The organism is Roseibium sp., assembly GCF_965276855.1.
GTDB lineage: Bacteria > Pseudomonadota > Alphaproteobacteria > Rhizobiales > Stappiaceae > Roseibium.
Genome location: NZ_OZ255700.1, coordinates 2562501 through 2583576 on the forward strand (window position 1 = coordinate 2562501; position 21076 = coordinate 2583576).

Genomic DNA, 21076 nt, shown 5'->3' on the forward strand with positions numbered 1-21076 from the left:
GCCATCCGCGCCGGGTTCCCCCCTGCATAAAGCGCGTTTCCCAAAAGCACATGGTCGACCATGCCGCCCTCGATACCCTCATCGTCCAGTAGTTTGGAGAAGACAGGTGCCGCCAGTTCGTCGGCCTGGAGGTCTTTCAGCCCGCCGCCGCGTGGGGCCACCGGCGTCCGCCGGGCGGCGGCAATGACGGCCCGGCGCGTCATCCCTTCTTACCTTCCAGCGCCGCAACCGATTGCGTTTCCCGGCCGAACTCCCGTTTCAACGCCTGCAAATCCGGTTTGCCGCCCACGGTCAGGGGGAGTTCCTCTTTCATATGAAATCGTTTCGGACATTTTGCCCGTCCGGCAAATCTCCAGCAGTGATCTGTAAGGGTCTGCGCCGGGTCCTCAAGCTCACGGCGAAGCTCGACCACCGCTTCCAGGCGCTCGCCGCGCAGAGCGTCTGGAAACCCAAAAACCGCGGCGGCCTTGACCGCAGGATGGCTCATGAGAACGGTTTCGATTTCCTCAGGATAAACATTCAAGCCCGACGTGATCACCATCCGGTTCTGGCGGCCGGTTACAAACAGATATCCCGCATCATCGATATATCCATGATCCCCAAAGGTCAGCCAGTCTCCCTGCCAGACCGTATCCGGTGCTTGGCCACATATATACCGATTGAAGAGAAGTGGGCTTTTCACCCAGATCGGACCCGGCGTACCTGAGGGCAGCTGTTGATCCGGATTGCCGATGGCAACTGAAACGCCTGTAGGCGGCCGGCCAACAGACCCGGCCGGGGTCCCGTCACCCGATCGGGCAAAACTGATGAAACTTGTTTCTGACGCGCCATAGAATTCCACAAGGCGGGCCTTCGGGAAGACTTCGGCGAAGGCGGATTTCGCCCCCTCCGGCCATTTGGCGCCACTGGAGAAAACGAGGCGCAAGGCCTTGGAAGAACCGCTGCGCCGGGCCGCCTCCGCGATCAGTTGCAATTGGGTTGGGGTTGCATAGAGCGAAGCATTTCCCGCCTCCGCCTGAAGAACTTCCAACACCGCGCGCGGCTCGAACCGAGGCAAGACGGTGACAGGCGTCCCGCGATGAAGACCATGAACCGCCCCATATAGGTGCAGCGAATGGCTCAGCCCCCCGAAGATAATGATCTGGGTTGGCTCGAGGTCTTCAAAATCCGGTTCACTTAGACGAAAACTTTCCAACCAGGACCAATGAGACCGCACAAAGCCTTTTGGCATCCCCGTCGAGCCAGATGTGAACCCGGCATAAAACTCAGCGGTTTCCAAAGGCGGGTCGCTTGGGCGCAAGTCGAGTTCATCGTTTCGAGACGCCACAAATTGAGCGAGTTGGTCGCCGTCGAGACAAAAAGCCGGCTGCACGGCCTTGAGCACGGTTTCTATCTGATGCCGCGGCCAGGAAGGGTCCATGACGAGGGCAGTGCGGCCTGAGCGTGCGCAAGCAAAGAAGCTGACGAGGATGTCAGTGGGGTCGGCCAACAAGAGCGCAATCTGGGCACCTTCGGGAGAGTTATCCCGAAGCAGCTGCTCTCTTTCCTGAACAGATGACAGGAACTCTTCCCATGAGAGGACGCACCCGCCAGTTTGCAGCGCGGGTCCGGCCTTGCTGGCCCGCGCTTTTTTTTCCAGGTTTTCGCCGATGTAGCCCATGCGGCGTGAGATCCTGCTTCGACCGGATCAGGACCGGGACAAAACAGCGCCCGGCAGGCCGCGCGCTATCGTCTGGGCAATCAACGCTGCGATTGCGACCTTGATGAGGTCGCCTGGAATGTAAACTGCGCTGCCCATCGCCGCTTTCGGCAGAGAAAGGCCTGTCATGAAGGAAATACCGGGAATCCCGAAGGCGTAGACGACAAGAATTCCGCCAACTGCGCCAGCAACCGCCGCCGAAACAAGGACGCTGGCGTTGGTTGTCGCGCGCATGATCAGACCAGCGACAAAGGCGCCAACCGGCCAGCCAATCAGGAAACCGACAGATGGACCGGTGAATACGCCGAGACCGCCTCGGCCGCCGGAAAGGAACGGTGCGCCGAGCGCGACAAGGAACAGGAACAAGAGCACGGCGAGGCTGCCGCGGACCGGTCCGAGCATAATGCCCGCCAGCATCACACCAAGTGTCTGTGCTGTTATTGGAACCCCGCCCAGCGCCGGAATTGCGACTGGCGGCAGCAAACCTAGGACGGCGATGAGAGCTGCATAAAATGCAACGTGCACAAGGGAACGATCTGTCATGGGAGTCTATCCTTCTTTATCGTCGTTTTTTCTGGGACGTTTTCCGACCCGAGTCTATTGTTTGTCTTTATGGCTGCGGCGTCACCCGCCAGCCGGCCTTGCCGTATGTTGTCAAAGGCGCCCATTACTTCAGGGTCAGTCCTTGCGAGCCACCGCGCGCCGCCAGAGCTTCGGCAACATTGTCCGACATTTTAAGCGCCTGGAGCGCAAAGGGCGCAATCAGCCTCCAGGACGACTTTTTGCCCGTGCGCGCCTGGTATGCCTCCCGAAGGACGGCGAAGATCTCCATCAAATGCGGTGCAAACCGCAACACGAGTGTGACACCCAGCGCGGGCTTGCGCGCTGAAAAGCCAGCCCATTCCAGCGGTCGGAACAACGGCATCACGGCTGCTAGCATATCATCCATTCGCGTTGTCATCGAGACAAAGCTGGCGGCAAGGACCATTACACAAAGGCGCAGGATTGCGATAACACCGTCCATGACGGTTCCCGATAACCAATGCAGTGCCAGGATTGCTGCCAGAAAAATCGAAAGTCCCTTAAGGAGCCGCAAGCGCTGAACGGCTCCCCGGCCAAGAGAAACATAGGCTGCAAGCACCAGGGCCAAGCAAACAACAAAGACCCAGAGCGTTTCGGTCCTGAAAAGCAAAAGGCTGCCGATCGCAACTGCGAGCAGCTTGGCCCCGGCTGGCAGGCGATGCGCCCAGCTGTCGCCTGAGAGGTAGACCGATATCATATCGCAGCTGCTTCCATGACGGTTCCAGACCGGCGCTCAATGTCGTCCCGATAGGCTGCAATCACCTTTGCTGCCGGTCCGTCCATACGCAACTGCCCTTCCTCCAACCACAGCACCCGGTCGAACCCGGTCAGCAGATTCAAATCGTGACTGACCATGACGATCCGTTGCGGCAGCGACATGAGCTTGTCGAATATCAGCCGGGACGCCAGCGCATCCAGGCTCGTCATCGGCTCATCCAAAACCAACACAGCCGGACTCATCACCAGAACTGCCAGAATGCAGACTAGTTGCTTCTGCCCTCCCGACAATTCAGCAAAAGGTTTAGCGGCCAGGTCGCCGCAACAATGGAGGTCCAGAAACTCCAAGGCTTTGGAACGGCTTTCGTCTTTCGAGGCGCCCAACTGTGTCAAGCCAAAGGCGATTTCTTCCTCCACCGTCGGAAAAATCGCCTGGTGATCCGGGTTCTGGAAAACAAAACCGACATAACGCGGCAATTCCGCTTGGACGGAAGCCGCATCTGCGCCAAAGAGAGTGACGCGGCCTTCGTCAGCGAGATGAAGGCCGTTCAAGAGGCGTGCGAAGCTGCTTTTCCCAGATCCGTTCAGTCCGATCACGCCGATCCGGCGCTCTTCCAAATCCAGGCTGAGGCCTGACAGGACCTTTCGGCTGCCAAGGGTGAGACCGGCGTTTTCAAGCCGTGCATACGGCCTGATGTCCGGATTGCAGCCACCGATCTGTTCTTTGTCTTCTTTTTTGCGGGGCCAAAGCACCATGACGTCCTATCGCAGAGGTGCTGCGGCAGTGTTTTTCTGACGCAGCGTTTGCCCCGCTTATGATTTGGAACGGACTGCTTGTCAAAAAACAGTCAATGATGCCCACATGAAATCGCAGCGGCCTATCCAACCGGCCGTGTCAAATCCGGCGGCTCAGCAAAGGTTGAGATCGTGGTCTTGATGCGCTCGAGCGCCCAATCGAAGCGGTCTTCGTTTTCTTCGGATCCAAAGGTGAGCCGTATATACGGTGCCGGCTTCAGGCCTTTTGCCTGAAAGTACCTTGAGGACAGCACCGATATCCCCTGATGAGACAAGGCCGCCTGCAACGCATCTGGATCCACGTCTTCCGGTAAGGCCAGCCATCCAAACACCTTGTGGCTGCCACTTTGCAAAAAATAAGGCTCCAGGATTTTCCGGGCGCGATCAAATCTCAAGCTGTTGGCGCGCCGCTTGACCCGCAGTGCCTTACTGAGATGTCCCTCGCGCACCCACCCGGAAATCAGCTCCGCCGTGATGGGCGATGCCATCCATGTGCTTTCGCCAATTTTGTTGCGGATTGAGTCTTCGAAAGGTGCCGGAACATGAACAAAGCCGATCCGGCTGCCGGGCGAACACACCTTTGAGATACTGGCGATCGAGGCCGTCCGCTCTGGCGCAAGTGCGCCAAAGGCCGGCAAAGGGTCGGTGAGAAACGGCGTATAGGGATCGTCTTCAATGATCTTGAGGTCAAACTGACGGGCAACCTCAACAAGCCGTGTGCGCTCAATCATCGACATGGTGTGGGTGGTCGGGTTCTGCATGTTGGGCATCAGAAAAACGCCCTTCACGTGATGCATGCGAACCGCTTGGGCCAGTGCATCCGGATCCATTGCGCCCAGCCCTGCATCATCGCCGATGAGCGCCGGAACCGGCACAGCCTTCAGCCCTTGCGCGGCAAGCGAACTGAAGATCGAGGGGTACGTAAACTGATCCACCGCCACAGCATCGCCGGGTAGAAAAAGGGCCTGGCAGGTGACCTGGATGCCGTGCTGTGCACCGCAAGTCACCGCGACCCGGTCCGGATCCGCATCCAGTCCGTAGTCCTTGAACACCAGAACGCCTGTTTCCCTATGGGCCTTCAATCCTTCGGAGGGCACAAATCCGTTGAGGCGCTCAATTCCAGCCGTTTTGGCCATGCGAACCAGCCCATCGGAGAGACTGGGATTGAGAAACGGATAGGCAAAGTTTCGTGCCAGATCACACGTCTCTGGCTCCCCTTCCTTCGGGATCAGGGGAGAAACCTTCTGGCTTTCGGGTGCAACATAAGTTCCCCGCCCGGTTTCCCCTTTAACCAGACGACGGCGCTCCGCCTCCGCATAGGCTCGCGTCACCGTTCCGAGCGTTATGCCGAGCTGGTAGGCAAGCTCGCGTTGCGGCGGCAACCGGTCGCCCTGGGCGAGACTGCCGGCAAGAATATCAGCCTCCAGCGCATCTGCGATCGCAAGATAAATCGGCCCGGAAGCCGCCTCGATGTTCGGAACCCACATTGTCATGAGAACAATGTTATCATTGACCGATACAATATTTCAATACAGAGATTGTTCATACGCTTTTGTATCGATTGTATCGAAATTATACGAGGCACCCGAAATGGACACCGCCACACTGATGGCCTTCGCGGTCTTTGTGATCATCATGACCGGCACCCCAGGCCCCGGAAACCTGGCTTTCCTCGCGATCGGAGCAAGTTCCGGGTACCGGACGGCATTCCCAGTCATTATTGCCTCACAGATCGGCTCGCTGCCTTTGAACCTGGCAGTCGCCTACGGGCTTGGTCACATCATGGCGCAGGGTGGGATCATCGTATCGGTATTCAAGGCTTTGAGCCTGACTTATATGGCCTTTCTGGCCTGGCGGATCATTTCCCTCACCATCCGGCCTAAGGGTGAAGCAACCCTTCTGACTTTTTGGGAGGGGCTGTTGATCCACCCGCTGAGCCCCAAGACATGGGCCATGAGCCTCGTCGCGTTCTCGACCTTCTTCGCGGGGAACGGTCTGGATCTGCATGCCAACGCCGCCATCCTAGCAACAGGTTTCCTCTTGGGCGGAATGGTCTTTCATTCGCTTTGGGCGCTGGTCGGCGTATCTATTCTGGCTCTTATCGGCGAAGGCCGGTTGATGCGTTCCATCACAGTTGTGATGGCGCTCACCATGCTCGCCGCAACTGTCTGGGCTCTGATGCTGTAAATGCCCACCGGGCAACGGTCTTCGCGCTTCGCGGGCTATTGGCTTGAGAAGGGTGCAGATTAAAGAAAACTGCCAATAAAAAATTATATTTTTGTGTGGTCCCATACGGCCTCGTTCCGATGTTTCACGGAGGTCGTTTCCGGTGGCGATACGGTCCTGGCTCTGGGTTGCGCTGTTGGTGGTAGCTATATTCCCGATCGGACTGCCGACGCTTGGGCATCCGGCAGGGTCTGTGATCATATTGGCGACCGATTACCCGCCTTTTGATATCGCAGAACCCGAAGATGACCGCCTCGGATTTGACCACGAAGTTGCCGTTGAAGCCTTCAAGCGCAAAGGCATCACGGCAGAGGTTGTCTATGTCCCGTGGTCCCGAGCGGTCAGCGAGACCGAAGCTGGCAACTATCCCGGCCTTCTGACCTGCGCCCATACCGTTGAACGTGCTGAGCACTTTCTCTTCAGCGCGCCTATCAGCCAGGAAGCCTATGGCGTTTTCTACCGAACGGGGCATCCGGTCGAAAACATACGGAGTATTGCAGACCTTAGGGGCCAGCGGGTCGCCTCTGTTCTTGAATACGCCCCAAACGCGGAAATGGAGAGGCAAGGCGCGGAGTTGGTCAACATCGCCACGGATACGGCCGGCTTCAAGATGCTTGAACTGGGGCGTGTCGACTATTTTCACACCGGACAGGCGGCCGGTCAGCATCTCAAAAAGAAACTTGGCTATCGCAATGAATTTGGTTTCCGGTCCTTCGTTGTCTGGGACTACTTCTTGTGTTTTTCACGAAAGCACCCTGCCTCTGAAGAGTTGAGACAGGCATTCAATGAAGGCTTGGCGGAAATACGAGCTGACGGAACCTACGAAGGTATCCACGCCCGGTACAGGTAATGCTCTCTACGCTTAGCGGCGTTGCAACCTGTCGAACTCACTGCGCCAGTTTTCTTCAAGGCTTTGTGGGCTTGGCTGTATGTCGTCAAGGCCGATGTCCCGTTTCAATGCCGCTGGCAAATCAGAGAGAACAGCGCGTTTACGCCGATGGCCATACCATCCAGAAAGCAAGCCATGGATAAATTCAACTAATCCCAATTTAGAGCGCACACTCGATTTGGTACATTTACAATCGACAGAAGACATGAAAATCGCCCGAATTCACTGATGACTTTAGGATGTATCGCGTGTCGACTGTTGATTGACCAATGAAAAGACAATAGACATGCATAAGGAGTATTTATGCATGTCCGCCTCTTTACCCCCGCTGTCCGCTGTCCGGGCGTTCGATGCCGTTTCAAGGCACCTCAGCTTCACGAAAGCCGGTGACGAGCTTGGCATGACGCAGGCCGCGGTCAGCTACCAGATCAAACTTTTAGAAGAAAAACTCGGATTTTCACTGTTTGAGCGAAAGCCCCGGAAAATTGAGCTGACGCCGCGCGGCCAGCAGCTTGCAGATGGTGTGACTGACGCCTTTGACCGGCTTCGCGACACATTTCACGAAGTCCGGGAAGCAGAGTCTTCCGAACTGGTCATCAGCAGCAACACGACGTTTGCCGTCACCTGGCTGTCGTCCCGCCTGTTCGAATTTCAGATCCAAAACCCCACCATCGCCGTCCGGCTTGTTCCGTTCGGACCATGGGAGAAACCAGCATTTGCCGATGGTGATCTAACCATCACCGCTTGTTATCAACCGCCGAAAGGGTGCTGTTTTCACCGGCTCATCCAGGCCGAGTTCACCCCAATGGTTTCCCCGCAACTGGCAGAAAAAATAGGGGGGATCCAAAAACCCGCGGATCTTTTGAAACTGCCGATCATCGATCCGGAAGACCATTGGTGGCAGACGTGGTTTGCCGATGCCGGATTGCCGGAGGTTGATCTTAGCCGGAACCCGTCTAGCCGGATGGGCTCACAGGCGCTGGAAGCCAACCGGGCCATCGCCGGGCAGGGTGTTGCCATTCTCACCCCGTATTTCGTGCGGGATGCTCTTGCAAATGGCCAGCTGATTCAGCCCTTTGACATGGTTTCACGGATCGAAAGCGAATCCTGGAACCTGAGCTATCCGGTGCAAAGCAAAAACAGCCGGAAAATCCGGCTGTTTCGGGATTGGCTTTTCTCTGAGCTCGAAAAAGACGGCCGCACGCTGCCATTCGGGCGGGAGGCGGAAACCGTCTGATCTTCAAGGTTACGGTGTAAAGACGATCGTCTTGTTGCCGACAATCATCACCCGATTTTCAAGGTGGTATTTTACAGCGCGAGCAAGCACACGGGATTCAATGTCCCGACCGCGCGCCACAAAATCATCTGCCGACAAAGCGTGACTGACGCGCTCTGCGTCCTGCTCAATGATCGGGCCTTCGTCGAGGTCCGGCGTCACATAGTGCCCGGTCGCGCCAATCATCTTCACGCCCCGCGCATGGGCCTGATGATAGGGCTTTGCGCCCTTGAAACTCGGCAGGAACGAGTGGTGAATGTTGATCACCTTGCCGAAGAGCCGCTTGGACAGATTGTCGGACAGAACCTGCATGTAGCGCGCCAGCACCACCAGATCCGCGCCGGTTTCCTTGACCAGCTTCAGGAGTTTTTCTTCCTGTTCCGCCTTGTTTTCCTTGGTCACCGGCCAGTTATGGTAGGGAATGCCTTCATGATCCGCGGTGCGGGCGCTGTCCGGATGATTAGAGACGATGGCAACCACCTCGGCATCCAGCCAGCCGACCCGGATCTGGTAGAGAAGATGCAGCATCGCATGGTCAAACTTGGAGACCATGATGATCACTTTCGGCCGCTTGGCGGTATCGACCAGCTTGGCTTTCATGTCAAAGCGGGTAATCACCGGATCAAGTGCTTTTTGAACGCTATCCAGCGTCACACCTTCCGGCGCCAACATGGCAATCCGGAGGAAGAACTGACTGGTGGCCCGGTCCCAGAATTGATCGCTCTCCGCGATATTCGCGCCGAAATCGGCCAACTCCGTTGTAACGGCAGCGACAATTCCCGGCTTGTCCGCGCATGAAAGCGTCAGGACGTATTGGTGTTCCGCCATAATCTCAGTCTCTCCACTCTGTCGGGCGTCGCCCGGATGTGAACCGCCCTGAAGGCGGTCAAACCTTACAGAGCGGAGATGTTTTTTTCTTCCAGGGCCGACACCAGATCCCGGACCCGGTCAGCATTATCCTTCGCAACTGCACCATCGCGGTTCCAAAGGCCGTTCTCAAATCCGATCCGGGCCTTGCCACCGTTCTCGATGGCATGCACCAGGCATTCTGTTTCCCGGTGCCCAAAGGCACACACACCCCAGTCGATCTCGTAGTCGCCCCGGCGCGCTTTCAACCGGTCCAGAAAGGGCTGGAGATCTTCCGGCGCACTTTCCTGATTGTCGGCATAGCGGCCCAGCACCAGAAGCATATGATGCGAAACGCCAGGAATAGTGCCGTTTTCGACGAGGTCGAAGAACCGGTCGAGGTCCTCTGCACTGTAGAGGATGTGTTGAACAGATATTCCTTCCTTAAGGGCCCAGGAATAAAACTCCGCCGCCGCTGCTGTATCGCCGTCCGGCACCATCTCGCGCACCGCGATCGAAACCAGTGACGGCACTAGATCCTGAACCAGTTTACGCTGGTCGTCCGGTGTGTATTTTCCAACAGCTTCGGTGGTGATTTGAACCTGCATTTGCGGCAATGCAACATTCAATTCCGACAAGAGCGCCTGGTAGAGGTCCTTGTCCAGAACATGCGCGCCTGTTTCATCGCGGACATGTGCATGGATTGCGCCCGCGCCTGCTTCGAAACAAGCAACAGCTGCCTCCACCGTTTCAGCGATCGTCACCGGAAGGGCCGGATGATCCACCTTGGTGCGCCGTGCGCCGTTCGGCGCAACCATAATAAGTGGCAGCGCCTGAGGTTTGGTGTCAGGTGCCATGATCAGAAAACGGCCTTGAATGCAGTTTGAAGCTTGTCGGCAATCTCGGAGATGTGCTGATCTTCCATGATGAAGGGCGGTGCCAGCAGGATGTGATCGCCTTTTACCCCGTCAATCGTGCCACCCATCGGATAACAGATGAGCCCGGCTTCGAACGCCGCCTTTTTCAAGGCCTTGTTCACCCCGCGTTTGGTATCAAAGGGTGTCTTGCTTTCCCGGTCCTGAACAATTTCAATGCCGCGGAACAGGCCGCGTCCACGGATATCGCCAACATGGGGATGCTGTCCGAATGCCTCTCTCAGGGTTGCATCCAGTTTGTCGCCCAGAGGATGAACCTGATCGACCAGGCCGCAAGTGAGCTTTTTCAGGACGGCAAGAGAGGCCGCGCACGCCGTCGGATGTCCGATATATGTGTGGCCGTGCTGGAAGAAACCGGACCCGTTTTCGATGGCCTGATAGATCTCCGGCGTACACAGCATAGCCCCAATCGGCTGATAACCTGCGCCAAGGCCCTTTGCGATCGCAAGGATATCCGGCGCTATACCATCCTGCTCACAAGCAAACAGGCTGCCTGTGCGTCCCATGCCGCACATCACTTCATCCAAGATGAGCAAGATCCCGTAGTGATCACAGATTTCCCGGATCCGCTTGAAGTATCCTTCGACAGGCGGGACCGCACCTGCCGTTGCTCCGACGACCGGCTCGGCCACAAATGCCATCACGTTTTCCGCGCCAAGGCGCTGGATTTCGGTTTCGAGTTCATTGGCAACGCGTCGCCCGTATTCGACGGCCGTTTCATCGTCCGCCCGCCCGCGATACTCGTAACACGGTGAAATGTGGGAGGTTTCGATCATCAACGGCGCGAAGGGTTCACGGCGCCACTGATTGCCACCTGTCGCCAGCGCCCCGAGCGTGTTGCCGTGATAGCTTTGCCGGCGGGCAATGACCCGGTGTCGGGATGTTTCGCCTTTTTCCAAAAAATACTGACGCGCCAGTTTCAGTGCGGCTTCCATTGCCTCCGAACCGCCGGAGACGAAGTACACCCGGTCCAGATTGCCCGGTGCATGATCAATCAGAAGATCGGCCAGCTGCTCTGCAGGCTCTGAGGTAAAAAACCCGGTATGTGCGAAGGCAATCTGGTCGACCTGGCCCTTGATCGCCGCAGTCACGTCGGGGTCGCTGTGCCCAAGGCACGACACGGCCGCGCCGCCGGATCCATCAAAGTATTTTTTGCCTTTACTATCAATGATATAACATCCATCTCCACCAACAGCAACAGGGGTGGATGCTTTGGTATGACGCGGAAAAACGTGAGACATGAACACGAACCTCACCAAGGGTGTATCGCGCCGGAATGTGCGCTTGAGACATTTGTATCATGAATTTGCCACATGTGAAACAAGTGTTTCTTTGTCGCGTTAACCATCTCCTTCATTAAAATTTTAATCAAATTGCTGGCAGTTCTGGGGCGGGGGCAAACACTTAGAATTTGCAAGGCTGTTTGTTATGCGTCAGCGTTTTTTAGCCTGGATAATGTTTTTGGGATTGTCCGTTGTTCTGGTTGGATGTGGATCGGTTGCTGGTGTCACCGGCATGGGTTGGGCAACGGCATCGCACAGCGCAATTGACTACAACGACTCGTCCTGGTGCGTGCCGAGAAAACTCAAAAAAGTCCTGAACAAGGTCGCGAAACGGTACGGACCGGTGAAGGTCCATTCCACCAAACGCTGGTGGTTCGAAAATTGGCGCAAAGGCGGCGCCCGCAGTTCCTATCACCTGAATTGCCAGGCCGTTGACTTTTCCGTCGGTGGCAACCCGTCTTCCGTCTTGGCTTTCCTGAAGTCCCAGTCTGCGGTGGGTGGCTACAAGTACTATTCGTCAGGGTTTTACCACATTGACACCGGGCCGCGCCGCACCTGGTAACAAACAAAAGGCTCCGGGGATTGACGCCGGAGCCTTGGTTCTTTCGAAGATCAAGTGAGTGCGCTACTTCAGTTCACCCAACTCCAGCGCCATTTCCCAGGCAACAGCGTCAAACCCGATGAAATTCTTCTCCGCACCTTCCACGATCGGACGCTTAATAACGGATGGATTGTCGATCATGACGTCCAGCGCGCTTTTTGCATCGGTTACGCCGTCCTGAGTGGCTTCATCCAGCCGGCGCCAGGTCGTACCACGTTTGTTCAAAACCGCTTCCCAGCCAAATTCACCTACAAACTTGGCGAGCTTGTCGGCATCAACGCCATCTTTCTTGTAGTCGTGAAAACTGTACTCCACCCCGGCTTCATCCAGAAACTTCCGCGCTTTCTTGACCGTATCGCAATTCTTGATGCCGTAGACCTTCATGATGCCTCTTACCGGTTTGCACTTCATTTGGCGGCACAATTGCTTTTTGTCCTGAGTGTTTCAAGACCATCGTCCAACAATCCACGATCAGCCCGGTTCCGTCTTGACGCGGGCGCTTCAAGCTGCACTGTCGACAAATACGATCAGTCCACTTTTTCGCCAGGCGTTCAAACACTGTGACCGACCCCGCCATTCCATCAAAAGTGCCCGCAACCACTACAGATGCGGCATGGCCCAATCCCGGGCACGGAAACTGGCGCCAACGGCTGCGCCTGTTGAGCGGACTGGTTCTTTTCCTGTTTTGCCTCAGTCACTTTTCCAACCACGCGATGGGAATCATTTCCGTCAATGCGATGGAGAAAATGTCCCTTTGGCACTACTGGATCTGGCGCGGGCCGATCGGCGAAACCGTGTTGATCACGGCAGCTCTCACCCATGTCGCGCTGACGCTCTGGCGAACGTCCAAGAGACGCACATTGCGCATGCCGCCCTGGGAGTTCGCTCAGCTTGTGCTGGGGCTTTACATCCCGTGGACGCTCATTCCGCATGTCATCACAACGATGGGACTGGCGAAAGAGTTCGGTTTCATTCCGAACTACCATCAGATGCTGACGATCCTTTGGCCACAAAATGCGGTCATGCAGTCGATCCTTTTGCTGGTGGTCTGGACCCATGCGATGATCGGGCTGCATTTCTGGCTGCGGCTCTACCCGTTTTACCACCGCGTCAAATACATCGCTTTGGCGGCCGCCATAGCATGGCCTGTCATGGCGCTTTGGGGCTTCATTGAAGGAGCCCGGCGCCTGGCTCTGGCAACGGACGTGACGGTCAAGGTTTCGGACGATCAGTTGGCATGGCTCTACGCTCAAACCGACAACATCAGAGCCATCGTGTTCGGCCTGATAATCTTGAGCTTGTTTGTAATAGTCATCCGGTATCTCGCGAGCCGGATGTCCAGTGGCATCTCGATTTCCTATCCCGGCGGTTTGACCGTTCGGGCGCAGCCGGGTGCGTCTCTTCTTGAAATCAGCCGCATGAACGGAATACCTGTCGCTTCGGTTTGCGGTGGCCGTGCACGCTGTTCGACTTGCCGTGTCAAAGTTTTGAACGGACTGGACAGTCTGTCACAACCGAGCCCGGCCGAGACTATTGTGTTGAAGCGGATTGGTGTTCCGGAGGATGTCCGCCTGGCATGCCAGATCCGGCCGTCTGCAAACGTTGAAGTCCAACCGCTGGTGCCGGTGAAGGCCAACATGGTGCGGCAGGACCATGTTCAGGATGCCTATTACTGGGGTGTCGAGCAGGATGTTGTGGTCATGTTCGTCGACCTCCGGAATTTCACCAGCATGACCGAGGCCCAACTCGCCTACGATGTCGTCTTCCTCCTGAACCAATACCTTGACCGGGTTTCAGCCGTGATCCGGGCCGAAGGCGGTTATGTCGACAAGTTCATTGGTGATGGCATCATGGCCATCTTCGGGATGGAAACAGGCGCTGAGACCGGTGCGCGCCAAGCTTTGAAGGCCTGCCGGGGCATTGAGCAGGTCATGGAAGCGCTGAACGTCGAAAAGGGCCCTCAGTTCCGCGACACGATCCGTCTCGGTGTCGGCCTCCATCTCGGCCAAGCCATCCTGGGACGTATTGGCGCTGCTGGATCCGGCAAAACTGAAGGTGGACTCACCGCGCTTGGCGACGTCGTCAACACCGCCAGCCGGTTAGAAACTGAAAATAAATCGCGGAACAGCTTCCTCGTTGTTTCCAAAGACGTAATTGACGCGGCTCGCGCAACGGCACCCGATGAAACACTGTACGACGTCAGCGTGCGCGGCAAGGAAAAACCGTTACAAGCCTTTGCACTTAAGCAGATGAATGGTTTATTGCTCCCCGGGGAAACGGGGGTAAAAGACCCCGTGTAAATAGCCGGGGCGCACGTGCCAAACACCTATACACCGCAGGAAATGCTGACGAAACTCGTGTCCTTCAACACGGTGTCGGATCGCAGCAATCTCGAGCTTATTTCATTTGTTGAAGAGTATCTGTCCAGTCACGGCGTATCCGCCGTGCGTGTCCCGGACGCAACGGGTGAAAAGGCCGCTTTGTTTGCCACCGTCGGGCCAAATATCGATGGTGGTATCGTTTTGTCGGCACACACCGACGTGGTGCCCGTCGACGGGCAAGACTGGACGTCGGATCCGTTTTCGGCATGGGAGGATGGCGGCCGCCTTTATGGGCGCGGTACCGCTGACATGAAAGGGTTTGCCGCAACGGTTCTATCAAAAGTGCCTGATTTTCTAGGCGCAAGCCTTTCCAAACCGATCCACATCGCACTGTCTTACGATGAAGAAGTGGGCTGCTTCGGCGCGCCGCCGATGATCAAGGCAATGTTGGCCAAGGGGCCGCACCCGTCTGCGGTGATTGTTGGTGAACCGACCAACATGAAAGTGGTGACCGGGCACAAGGGAATCGCCGTCCTGAAAACGAAGATCCACGGACACCCAGTACATTCCAGCCAGCTGCACCGCGGGGTGTCTGCAATTTCCGCCGCAGTGAAACTGATTTCATGGCTAGACGGGCAGACCGAAGAGAACAAAGCCAAAGCAGATCCGGAGTGTCCGTTCGAACCGCCCTATACCACCTTGCATTGCGGAACAATCCAGGGCGGAAAGGCACACAACATCACGGCGCAAAGCTGCGAATTCATGACCGATATCCGGTTGCTGCCCGGCGAAGAGCTCCAGAACTGGATTACTGCCTACCGGACTTATGCTGCTGAACACGTGCTCCCGGACATGCAGGCGATCTCGAAAGACTGCCGGATCGATATTGATGTCCTTGCGATGGTTCCTGGCCTTGCGGAGGAAACCGATGGGACCGCAGAACAATTGGTCCGCCGTCTGACCGGGGACAACGGCCGCCATGTGGTGGTTTACGCGACTGAAGGCGGTCAGTTCCAGGAACACGGTCTGTCGACAGTCGTCTGTGGACCTGGTTCGATTGACCAGGCACACCAGGCGGACGAATTCATCGAACTGACCGAGCTTGATAAATGTGCCAATTTTCTTGATGACTTGTGCGAAAAAGTTTTGCGCTGATCGGAGAAATCCGATTTGATGCATTCCGCCAACGCTGTCATAATTGGCATAATTTACGATTTTCCGGTCGTAAAGAAAAATCGAACAACAACGAGTTCATGTAAGCGCTGAATAGCACTAAAGAGGGGACTATGAATACCAAAACCAAATTGATTGCTGCTGCTGTGGCAACGTTTGGCGTGGCATCCGCTGCGCAGGCGGAGACATTGAAGTTTGCGTTTCAGGGGACGTTGAACGCCCTTGACCCGTACAGCCTCAACGAAACCTTCACGCTGTCCGCACTTGGCAACACATATGAAGGTCTGACCCGCCGCGGTGCAGATCTGCAGATCGAGCCGAGCCTTGCCGAGCGCTGGGAAGTTGTCGAGCCGAACCGCTGGCGGTTCTACCTGCGCCAGGGCGTCAAGTTCCACAACGGCAACGACTTTACCGCTGAAGACGTTGCCTTTTCTGTCGACCGCGTCCGCTCTGAAGGTTCCGACCTCACCACCCGCGTTCCGGGTGATGCCAAGGTTGAGATCGTTGACGACTACACCGTCGACTTCGTACTCACCGGCCCGAACCCGATCCTGCATTATGAGTGGGATACGTTCTACATCATGGACAAGGAGTGGACCGAGGCCAACGACGCCGTCAAAGTCACCTCTGCTTCCGACACCACCCCGAACTACGCCGCACTGAACGCGAACGGCACCGGCCCGTTCAAATTGGTCAGCCACGAGCCGGGCGTAAAAACCGTCTATGAGAAAAACGATGGCTGGTGGGACACCGCGTCTCACAACCTGACCACGGTTGAATTTACGCCGATCGGATCCGATGCGACCCGTGTTGCAGCGCTTCTGTCCGGCGAGATGGATATGGTTTACCCGATCCCGATCCAGGACATCAAACGCATCAACGACAATAACGGCACTGTCGCACTGACCGGTCCGGAACTGCGTACCATCTTCCTTGGTATGGACCAGATGCGCGATGAGCTGCTCTATTCGGACGTCAAGGGCAAGAACCCGTTCAAGGACGAAAAAGTCCGCAAAGCGTTCTACCAGGCCATCAACATTGAGGCGATCAAACAGAAGGTAATGCGGAACCTCGCAACGCCGTCCGCGATCATGATCTCCCCGTTCCTGTTCTCCAAGTCTGACGAGTTTGAGCGGTATCCGTATGACCCTCAGGCTGCGATGGACCTTTTGGCAGAAGCTGGTTACCCGGACGGGTTCTCTGTCGGCATGGATTGCCCGAATGACCGCTACGTCAACGACGAAGCGATCTGTCAGGCCGTTGCTGCGATGCTCGCCCGCGTTGGTGTCAAGGTCGATCTGAACGCCCAGCCGAAAGCGAAATACTTCGCCAAGATCCTGGCTTCCGGTGGCTATGACACGTCGTTCTACCTTCTTGGCTGGACACCGGGTTCTTTCGACAGCTTCAACGTTCTGTCCAACCTGATGAACTGCCGCGATGAAGCTGGCAAAGGCTCTCCGTTCAACAACGGTGGCTGGTGTGATGCGAAAGTCGACGAACTGACTCAGCAGATCCTGGTTGAAAATGATCCGGCAAAACGCGACGAGATGATCGCGGAAGCCTACAAGATCTCCCACGACAACGCCTACTACATCCCGCTGCACCAGCAGGGTCTGGCATGGGGCGTTGCTGACGACGTTGAGCTCGTCCAGCGTGCGGACAACCAGTTCCACTTCCGCTTCGTCACCAAGAACTAAGCGGTCCTGATAAAAATTTAAGCGCCCCCGGTTCCGCCGGGGGCGCCTTTTCTTGAAAACGTAAAGAGCCGAAATGATAGGTTTTGCAACACGTCGTTTGATTCAAGCGATGATTGTCATGTTGGTGGTGGCGCTTCTTGCCTTCACCATGTTCCGTTTCGTCGGAGATCCGATCAACCAGATGGTCGGCATCGAGACATCTATTGAAGAACGTGAAGCGCTGCGCGAACGTTTGGGGTTGAACGATCCCATCCCGGTCCAGTTTGCCCGTTTCATCGGCAATGCGGTGCAGTTCGACTTCGGCACATCCTATCAGTTCAAACAACCCGTTTCCGAGCTGTTCGCCAAACGCATCCCGGCGACGCTGGAGCTCAGTTTCGCCTCCTTTATGTTTGCCCTGATTGTCGGCATACCGATGGGCATCTATGCCGGGCTTAACCGGGAATCGGCCATATCAAAACTGTTTCTCTCTGTGTCCCTTGTGGGCATATCCTTGCCCACCTTCTTCATCGGGATTTTGCTGATCTTCCTGTTCTCGGTCACGCTGCAATGGCTGCCAAGCTTTGGCCGCGGCGATGTCGTCCAGGTCGGCTCCTGGTGGACAACAGGCTTCCTGACAGCCTCCGGCCTGAAAGCGCTGATCCTACCAGCAGTCACGCTCGGCATGTACCAGATGACGCTGATTATGCGCCTGATCCGGGCGGAAATGCTGGAAGTCATCCGAACCGACTACATCAAGTTTGCCCGCGCACGCGGCTTGCCTGACCGGTTGGTCCACTTCAGGCACGCGCTGAAGAACACCATGGTTCCTGTAATCACGATCACCGGTCTTCAGCTCGGGTCGATCATCGCCTTTGCCACCATCACGGAGACCGTCTTCCAGTGGCCGGGCATGGGTCTGATGTTCCTGCAAGCTGTTCAGAACGTCGATATACCGATCATGTCGGCCTATCTGCTGCTGACTGCTTTCCTGTTTGTCGCGATCAATTTCATCGTCGATATCCTCTATTTCTTCATCGATCCGCGTCTGCGGGTCGGACGGCCATAAGGAGACTTGACCATGGCTGATGTCTCCACACCGAAAAGCGAGCCGAAAGGCCGCCTCGCACGCATCATCGACAGCGACCTGTTCCACTCCTTCCTGCGCTCCAAGGTCACCGTAGTTGCCGCAGTGATGACACTGATCCTGTTTCTGGTCGCATTCCTTGCGCCCTGGGTCGCGCCACACAATCCGTTTGATCTGGCGACGATTTCCATTCTGGACGCTCGCGTTCCACCAGTCTGGATGGAGTTTGCCGACCCCCGCTTCCTGCTCGGCACAGATGATCAGGGCCGGGATCTGTTGTCCGGCATCTTCTACGGCATGCGGATTTCGCTCATTGTCGGTTTCTGTTCGGTCATCGCTGCCGCGATCATCGGTATCACCGCCGGCTTGGTCGCCGGCTACATGGGCGGCCGCGTCGATGCGATCATTATGCGGATCGCCGATGTTCAGCTCACATTCCCGGCCATTTTGATCGCGCTTCTGATTGACGGTGTCGCCGCCGGCATCTTCGGCGGGATCGACCGAGAAGTCTTCGCCTTCTACATTCTGATCGTGGCGCTCGCCCTATCGTTCTGGGTGCAGTACGCCCGGACCGTTCGCGGGTCCACGATGGTGGAAAAGAACAAGGAATATGTTCAGGCAGCCCGCGTGATCGGCATTCCTTCGGTCATCATCATGGTGCGCCACATCCTGCCGAATGTCATGGGCCCGGTTCTCGTTATTGCGACCATCAACCTGGCACTGGCGATCGTCACAGAATCCAGCCTGTCATTCCTCGGTGTCGGTATGCCGCCCACCCAGCCGTCTCTCGGCACCTTGATCGCCATCGGCAACGACTTCCTCTATTCCGGGGAATGGTGGATCGCGATTTTCCCGGGCATTGCGCTGGCTCTGCTGGTTTTGAACGTCAACTTGTTGGGCGACTGGCTGCGTGACGCCCTCAACCCGAAACTGCGCTGAGGTGCCTTCCGTGAACGTCCTAGATATCAAAGACCTTCGGGTCGAGTTCCCGGGCCGCAAATCGGTTTTCGTTGCGGTTGAAGGGGTGAGCTTGAAAGTGGATGCCGGCAAGATCCTCGGCGTGGTCGGGGAATCGGGTGCTGGCAAGTCCACCGTCGGCAACGCCGTGATCGGACTTCTGCAGGAGCCCGGTCACATTGCAGGCGGTGAAGTCTATCTGCATGGCCAGCGGATCGATGAACTGCCCTACAAGAAAATGCGGCAGCTCAGGGGCCGGAAGATCGGCATGATCTTCCAGGATCCCCTGACCTCGCTGGATCCGTTGCAGACGGTCGAATCTCAGCTGGTGGAGACAATCCGCACGCACCTGCCCCTTTCTGCCAAGGAAGCACAGCAGCGGGCGATTGAATTGATCGACGCGGTCGGCATTCCCAATCCTGCTGAGCGGATCAAACAGTATCCGCACCAGTTCTCAGGTGGCATGCGCCAGCGCGTTGTAATCGCGCTCGCACTGTGCGCCGAGCCGGAGCTTGTGATTGCTGATGAGCCGACCACAGCGCTTGATGTGTCCATTCAGGCGCAAATCCTGGAGCTGATGAAAAAGCTCTGTGAAGAACGAAACGTTGCGATGCTCGTGATCACCCACGACATGGGCGTGATCGCGGACATTACCGACCATGTTGCGGTGATGTATCACGGTGAGTTGGTGGAGTATGGGGAAACCAACCAGGTCCTCGGTGCTCCGAAACATCCCTATACGCAGAGCCTGATTTCTGCCGTTCCCCGGCCGGATATCAAGGTTGAGCGGTTCCCGGTGGTCAACTACATCGAAAAGGCCGGCACGCCGCAAAAACATATCGACATCTCCACCCACTGGCTCGGCAAGTCCCGGGACTATGACAAAGTGACAGGGCCTCTGGTCCAGATCCGGGATCTCGAGATGCGCTTTGAGACCAAGGGATCGATTTTCCCCTCGAAGCGGGAATACTTCCATGCGGTCAAAAAGGTCAGTTTCGATATTCACGAAGGCGAGACCTTCGGTGTCGTCGGTGAGAGTGGCTCAGGTAAATCCACCATCGCACGTGTGATTACCGGGCTTTATCACCCGAGCGGCGGGTCAATTCTCTTCGGCAAGACGGAACTGACATCACTGAAGAACCAGAAAGAAATTCTGGCGATGCGCCGGCAGATGCAGATGATCTTCCAGGATCCCTATTCGTCGCTCAATGCGCGGATGCGGGTTAAAGACATCATTGCCGAGCCGATCAAGTTCCACAAACTGGCCTCCAGCAATTCTGAAGTCCGCCAGATCGTGGATGATCTGCTGGATCACGTCGGTTTGGGCGCGGCCGCGGGCCAGAAGTTCCCGCATGAGTTTTCCGGTGGTCAGCGCCAGCGGATCTCAATTGCGCGGGCCCTTGCGACCCGTCCGCGTTTCTTGATCTGTGATGAACCGACGTCCGCGTTGGACGTATCGATCCAGGCACAGATCCTCAATCTTCTGAAAGATCTGCAGGAAGAGCTCGGGCTGACTATGATGTTCATCAGTCACGACCTCGCGGTGATACGTCAGATGTGTAACCGGATCGGTGTCATGCGCAACGGTGAGCTCTGCGAAGTCGCAGACTGCGATCAGCTGTTTGAGAACCCGCAGCACGAATATACGCAGCAGCTTCTCAATCTGATGCCGTCAATGGAACTGCTGTCCCGAGCCAATCTGGAAACAGCCTGATACCTCAAAGCTTTGCACTGTCCCGCCTTCCGCGGGACAGTGTCCCAAACCAGCTAAGTGACTGTTTATGAGTCTTTTTTGAGATTCGCCTGAGTCGTCCACTTGACTCTGAAGACACCCCTGATTCCCGATTTGCCGCGCAGCGATAGTCACAGTGGACTCCGGACCCGGCAATTGTTGCCGCCCCTGTTTTCAAGTCTCTTCCATTTAGTGTTTTCGCCGATATTCAATTCCCAATCAATCGTAATTCCGATTCGTGAGAAATATCCTCGGTGTATTTCCGCTGATTATCAGTAAAT

The 21076-nt window shown here is 56.4% G+C and carries 21 protein-coding genes (1 of these 21 running past the window's edge); 10 read left to right on the plus strand and 11 right to left on the minus strand.

The window, feature by feature from the left end:
* From ACQY4Z_RS11675 to ACQY4Z_RS11700, 6 genes are all read right to left on the minus strand, one after another.
* Positions 1-203, minus strand: the 5' portion of a protein-coding gene (locus ACQY4Z_RS11675) for a thiolase family protein (RefSeq protein ID WP_428529405.1). Its footprint begins 943 nt before the window's first position; only the first 203 of its 1146 coding nucleotides appear in the window; its start codon is at positions 201-203; its stop codon lies off the left edge, out of view.
* On the minus strand, positions 200-1660 hold the full coding sequence (locus ACQY4Z_RS11680; RefSeq protein ID WP_428529407.1) for an AMP-binding protein: 1461 nt from the start codon (positions 1658-1660) through the stop codon (positions 200-202). Before ACQY4Z_RS11680 ends, ACQY4Z_RS11675 begins: the two co-directional genes overlap by 4 nt.
* Positions 1661-1687: 27 nt before the next feature.
* Complete coding sequence (locus ACQY4Z_RS11685; RefSeq protein WP_428529409.1) at positions 1688-2242, minus strand: biotin transporter BioY; 555 nt, start codon at positions 2240-2242, stop codon at positions 1688-1690.
* 124 nt (positions 2243-2366) lie between these two features.
* On the minus strand, positions 2367-2978 hold the full coding sequence (locus ACQY4Z_RS11690; protein WP_428529411.1) for an energy-coupling factor transporter transmembrane component T family protein: 612 nt from the start codon (positions 2976-2978) through the stop codon (positions 2367-2369).
* Positions 2975-3754 carry an energy-coupling factor ABC transporter ATP-binding protein gene (locus ACQY4Z_RS11695; RefSeq protein ID WP_428529413.1) on the minus strand — a complete coding sequence of 260 codons (780 nt, stop codon included), beginning with the start codon at positions 3752-3754 and terminating at the stop codon, positions 2975-2977. Before ACQY4Z_RS11695 ends, ACQY4Z_RS11690 begins: the two co-directional genes overlap by 4 nt.
* 122 nt (positions 3755-3876) lie before the next feature.
* Positions 3877-5286: a PLP-dependent aminotransferase family protein gene (locus tag ACQY4Z_RS11700; protein ID WP_428529415.1), complete on the minus strand. Its 1410-nt coding sequence runs from the start codon at positions 5284-5286 to the stop codon at positions 3877-3879.
* A gap of 97 nt (positions 5287-5383) precedes the next feature.
* Between ACQY4Z_RS11700 and ACQY4Z_RS11705 the strand changes: the two genes are divergently transcribed.
* Together ACQY4Z_RS11705 and ACQY4Z_RS11710 are read left to right on the plus strand one after the other, a co-directional pair.
* Complete coding sequence (locus ACQY4Z_RS11705; protein ID WP_422020098.1) at positions 5384-5980, plus strand: LysE family translocator; 597 nt, start codon at positions 5384-5386, stop codon at positions 5978-5980.
* Between the two features lie 142 nt (positions 5981-6122).
* Entirely contained in the window at positions 6123-6869 is a 747-nt protein-coding gene (locus ACQY4Z_RS11710) for a substrate-binding periplasmic protein (protein WP_428529418.1), read from the plus strand.
* Between the two features lie 12 nt (positions 6870-6881).
* Here the strand turns inward: ACQY4Z_RS11710 and ACQY4Z_RS11715 are convergent, their stop codons facing one another.
* Positions 6882-7115, minus strand: coding sequence for a hypothetical protein (locus ACQY4Z_RS11715; protein ID WP_428529420.1), 234 nt, complete (start codon positions 7113-7115; stop codon positions 6882-6884).
* A gap of 100 nt (positions 7116-7215) precedes the next feature.
* On the opposite strand from ACQY4Z_RS11715, the gene ACQY4Z_RS11720 reads away from it, so the two are divergent.
* The gene (locus tag ACQY4Z_RS11720) at positions 7216-8145 is read left to right on the plus strand and encodes a LysR family transcriptional regulator (RefSeq protein ID WP_428529422.1); all 930 of its coding nucleotides are present in this window, start codon (positions 7216-7218) and stop codon (positions 8143-8145) included.
* A 9-nt stretch (positions 8146-8154) separates the two neighbouring features.
* Here ACQY4Z_RS11720 and purU read toward each other — a convergent pair whose 3' ends face one another.
* The 3 genes from purU to ACQY4Z_RS11735 all read right to left on the minus strand — a co-directional run bounded on the left by purU (position 8155) and on the right by ACQY4Z_RS11735 (position 11206).
* On the minus strand, positions 8155-9012 hold the full coding sequence (gene purU / locus ACQY4Z_RS11725; RefSeq protein ID WP_428529424.1) for a formyltetrahydrofolate deformylase: 858 nt from the start codon (positions 9010-9012) through the stop codon (positions 8155-8157).
* 65 nt (positions 9013-9077) lie between these two features.
* On the minus strand, positions 9078-9887 hold the full coding sequence (locus ACQY4Z_RS11730; RefSeq protein ID WP_428529426.1) for a 3-keto-5-aminohexanoate cleavage protein: 810 nt from the start codon (positions 9885-9887) through the stop codon (positions 9078-9080).
* Between the two features lie 2 nt (positions 9888-9889).
* The gene (locus tag ACQY4Z_RS11735) at positions 9890-11206 is read right to left on the minus strand and encodes an aspartate aminotransferase family protein (RefSeq protein ID WP_428529428.1); all 1317 of its coding nucleotides are present in this window, start codon (positions 11204-11206) and stop codon (positions 9890-9892) included.
* A 214-nt stretch (positions 11207-11420) separates the two neighbouring features.
* Between ACQY4Z_RS11735 and ACQY4Z_RS11740 the strand changes: the two genes are divergently transcribed.
* Complete coding sequence (locus ACQY4Z_RS11740; protein WP_428529534.1) at positions 11421-11810, plus strand: YcbK family protein; 390 nt, start codon at positions 11421-11423, stop codon at positions 11808-11810.
* 63 nt (positions 11811-11873) lie between these two features.
* Here ACQY4Z_RS11740 and ACQY4Z_RS11745 read toward each other — a convergent pair whose 3' ends face one another.
* Positions 11874-12233, minus strand: a complete 360-nt coding sequence (locus ACQY4Z_RS11745) for an ArsC family reductase (protein WP_428529430.1) — start codon at positions 12231-12233, stop codon at positions 11874-11876.
* Between the two features lie 176 nt (positions 12234-12409).
* On the opposite strand from ACQY4Z_RS11745, the gene ACQY4Z_RS11750 reads away from it, so the two are divergent.
* From ACQY4Z_RS11750 to ACQY4Z_RS11775, 6 genes are all read left to right on the plus strand, one after another.
* Entirely contained in the window at positions 12410-14149 is a 1740-nt protein-coding gene (locus ACQY4Z_RS11750; RefSeq protein WP_428529432.1) for an adenylate/guanylate cyclase domain-containing protein, read from the plus strand.
* Positions 14150-14164: 15 nt separating this feature from the next.
* Entirely contained in the window at positions 14165-15325 is a 1161-nt protein-coding gene (argE, locus tag ACQY4Z_RS11755; RefSeq protein WP_428529434.1) for an acetylornithine deacetylase, read from the plus strand.
* A 131-nt stretch (positions 15326-15456) separates the two neighbouring features.
* Entirely contained in the window at positions 15457-17040 is a 1584-nt protein-coding gene (locus ACQY4Z_RS11760; protein ID WP_428529436.1) for an ABC transporter substrate-binding protein, read from the plus strand.
* Positions 17041-17113: 73 nt separating this feature from the next.
* Complete coding sequence (locus ACQY4Z_RS11765; protein ID WP_428529438.1) at positions 17114-18088, plus strand: ABC transporter permease; 975 nt, start codon at positions 17114-17116, stop codon at positions 18086-18088.
* A 12-nt stretch (positions 18089-18100) separates the two neighbouring features.
* On the plus strand, positions 18101-19045 hold the full coding sequence (locus tag ACQY4Z_RS11770) for an ABC transporter permease (RefSeq protein WP_428529440.1): 945 nt from the start codon (positions 18101-18103) through the stop codon (positions 19043-19045).
* A 10-nt stretch (positions 19046-19055) separates the two neighbouring features.
* Complete coding sequence (locus ACQY4Z_RS11775; RefSeq protein WP_306149123.1) at positions 19056-20777, plus strand: ABC transporter ATP-binding protein; 1722 nt, start codon at positions 19056-19058, stop codon at positions 20775-20777.
* The last annotated feature ends 299 nt before the right edge of the window (positions 20778-21076 follow it).

What these genes read in the sequence shown, in the direction of transcription:
- ACQY4Z_RS11680 (WP_428529407.1), bottom strand. Translation starts at nt 1,660, where the DNA reads ATGGGCTACATCGGCGAAAACCTGGAAAAAAAAGCGCGGGCCAGCAAG.
- ACQY4Z_RS11685 (WP_428529409.1), bottom strand. Translation starts at nt 2,242, where the DNA reads ATGACAGATCGTTCCCTTGTGCACGTTGCATTTTATGCAGCTCTCATC.
- ACQY4Z_RS11690 (WP_428529411.1), bottom strand. Translation starts at nt 2,978, where the DNA reads ATGATATCGGTCTACCTCTCAGGCGACAGCTGGGCGCATCGCCTGCCA.
- ACQY4Z_RS11695 (WP_428529413.1), bottom strand. Translation starts at nt 3,754, where the DNA reads ATGGTGCTTTGGCCCCGCAAAAAAGAAGACAAAGAACAGATCGGTGGC.
- ACQY4Z_RS11700 (WP_428529415.1), bottom strand. Translation starts at nt 5,286, where the DNA reads ATGACAATGTGGGTTCCGAACATCGAGGCGGCTTCCGGGCCGATTTAT.
- ACQY4Z_RS11705 (WP_422020098.1), top strand. Translation starts at nt 5,384, where the DNA reads ATGGACACCGCCACACTGATGGCCTTCGCGGTCTTTGTGATCATCATG.
- ACQY4Z_RS11715 (WP_428529420.1), bottom strand. Translation starts at nt 7,115, where the DNA reads ATGTCTTCTGTCGATTGTAAATGTACCAAATCGAGTGTGCGCTCTAAA.
- ACQY4Z_RS11720 (WP_428529422.1), top strand. Translation starts at nt 7,216, where the DNA reads ATGTCCGCCTCTTTACCCCCGCTGTCCGCTGTCCGGGCGTTCGATGCC.
- purU (WP_428529424.1), bottom strand. Translation starts at nt 9,012, where the DNA reads ATGGCGGAACACCAATACGTCCTGACGCTTTCATGCGCGGACAAGCCG.
- ACQY4Z_RS11730 (WP_428529426.1), bottom strand. Translation starts at nt 9,887, where the DNA reads ATGGCACCTGACACCAAACCTCAGGCGCTGCCACTTATTATGGTTGCG.
- ACQY4Z_RS11735 (WP_428529428.1), bottom strand. Translation starts at nt 11,206, where the DNA reads ATGTCTCACGTTTTTCCGCGTCATACCAAAGCATCCACCCCTGTTGCT.
- ACQY4Z_RS11740 (WP_428529534.1), top strand. Translation starts at nt 11,421, where the DNA reads ATGTTTTTGGGATTGTCCGTTGTTCTGGTTGGATGTGGATCGGTTGCT.
- ACQY4Z_RS11745 (WP_428529430.1), bottom strand. Translation starts at nt 12,233, where the DNA reads ATGAAGGTCTACGGCATCAAGAATTGCGATACGGTCAAGAAAGCGCGG.
- ACQY4Z_RS11760 (WP_428529436.1), top strand. Translation starts at nt 15,457, where the DNA reads ATGAATACCAAAACCAAATTGATTGCTGCTGCTGTGGCAACGTTTGGC.
- ACQY4Z_RS11765 (WP_428529438.1), top strand. Translation starts at nt 17,114, where the DNA reads ATGATAGGTTTTGCAACACGTCGTTTGATTCAAGCGATGATTGTCATG.
- ACQY4Z_RS11770 (WP_428529440.1), top strand. Translation starts at nt 18,101, where the DNA reads ATGGCTGATGTCTCCACACCGAAAAGCGAGCCGAAAGGCCGCCTCGCA.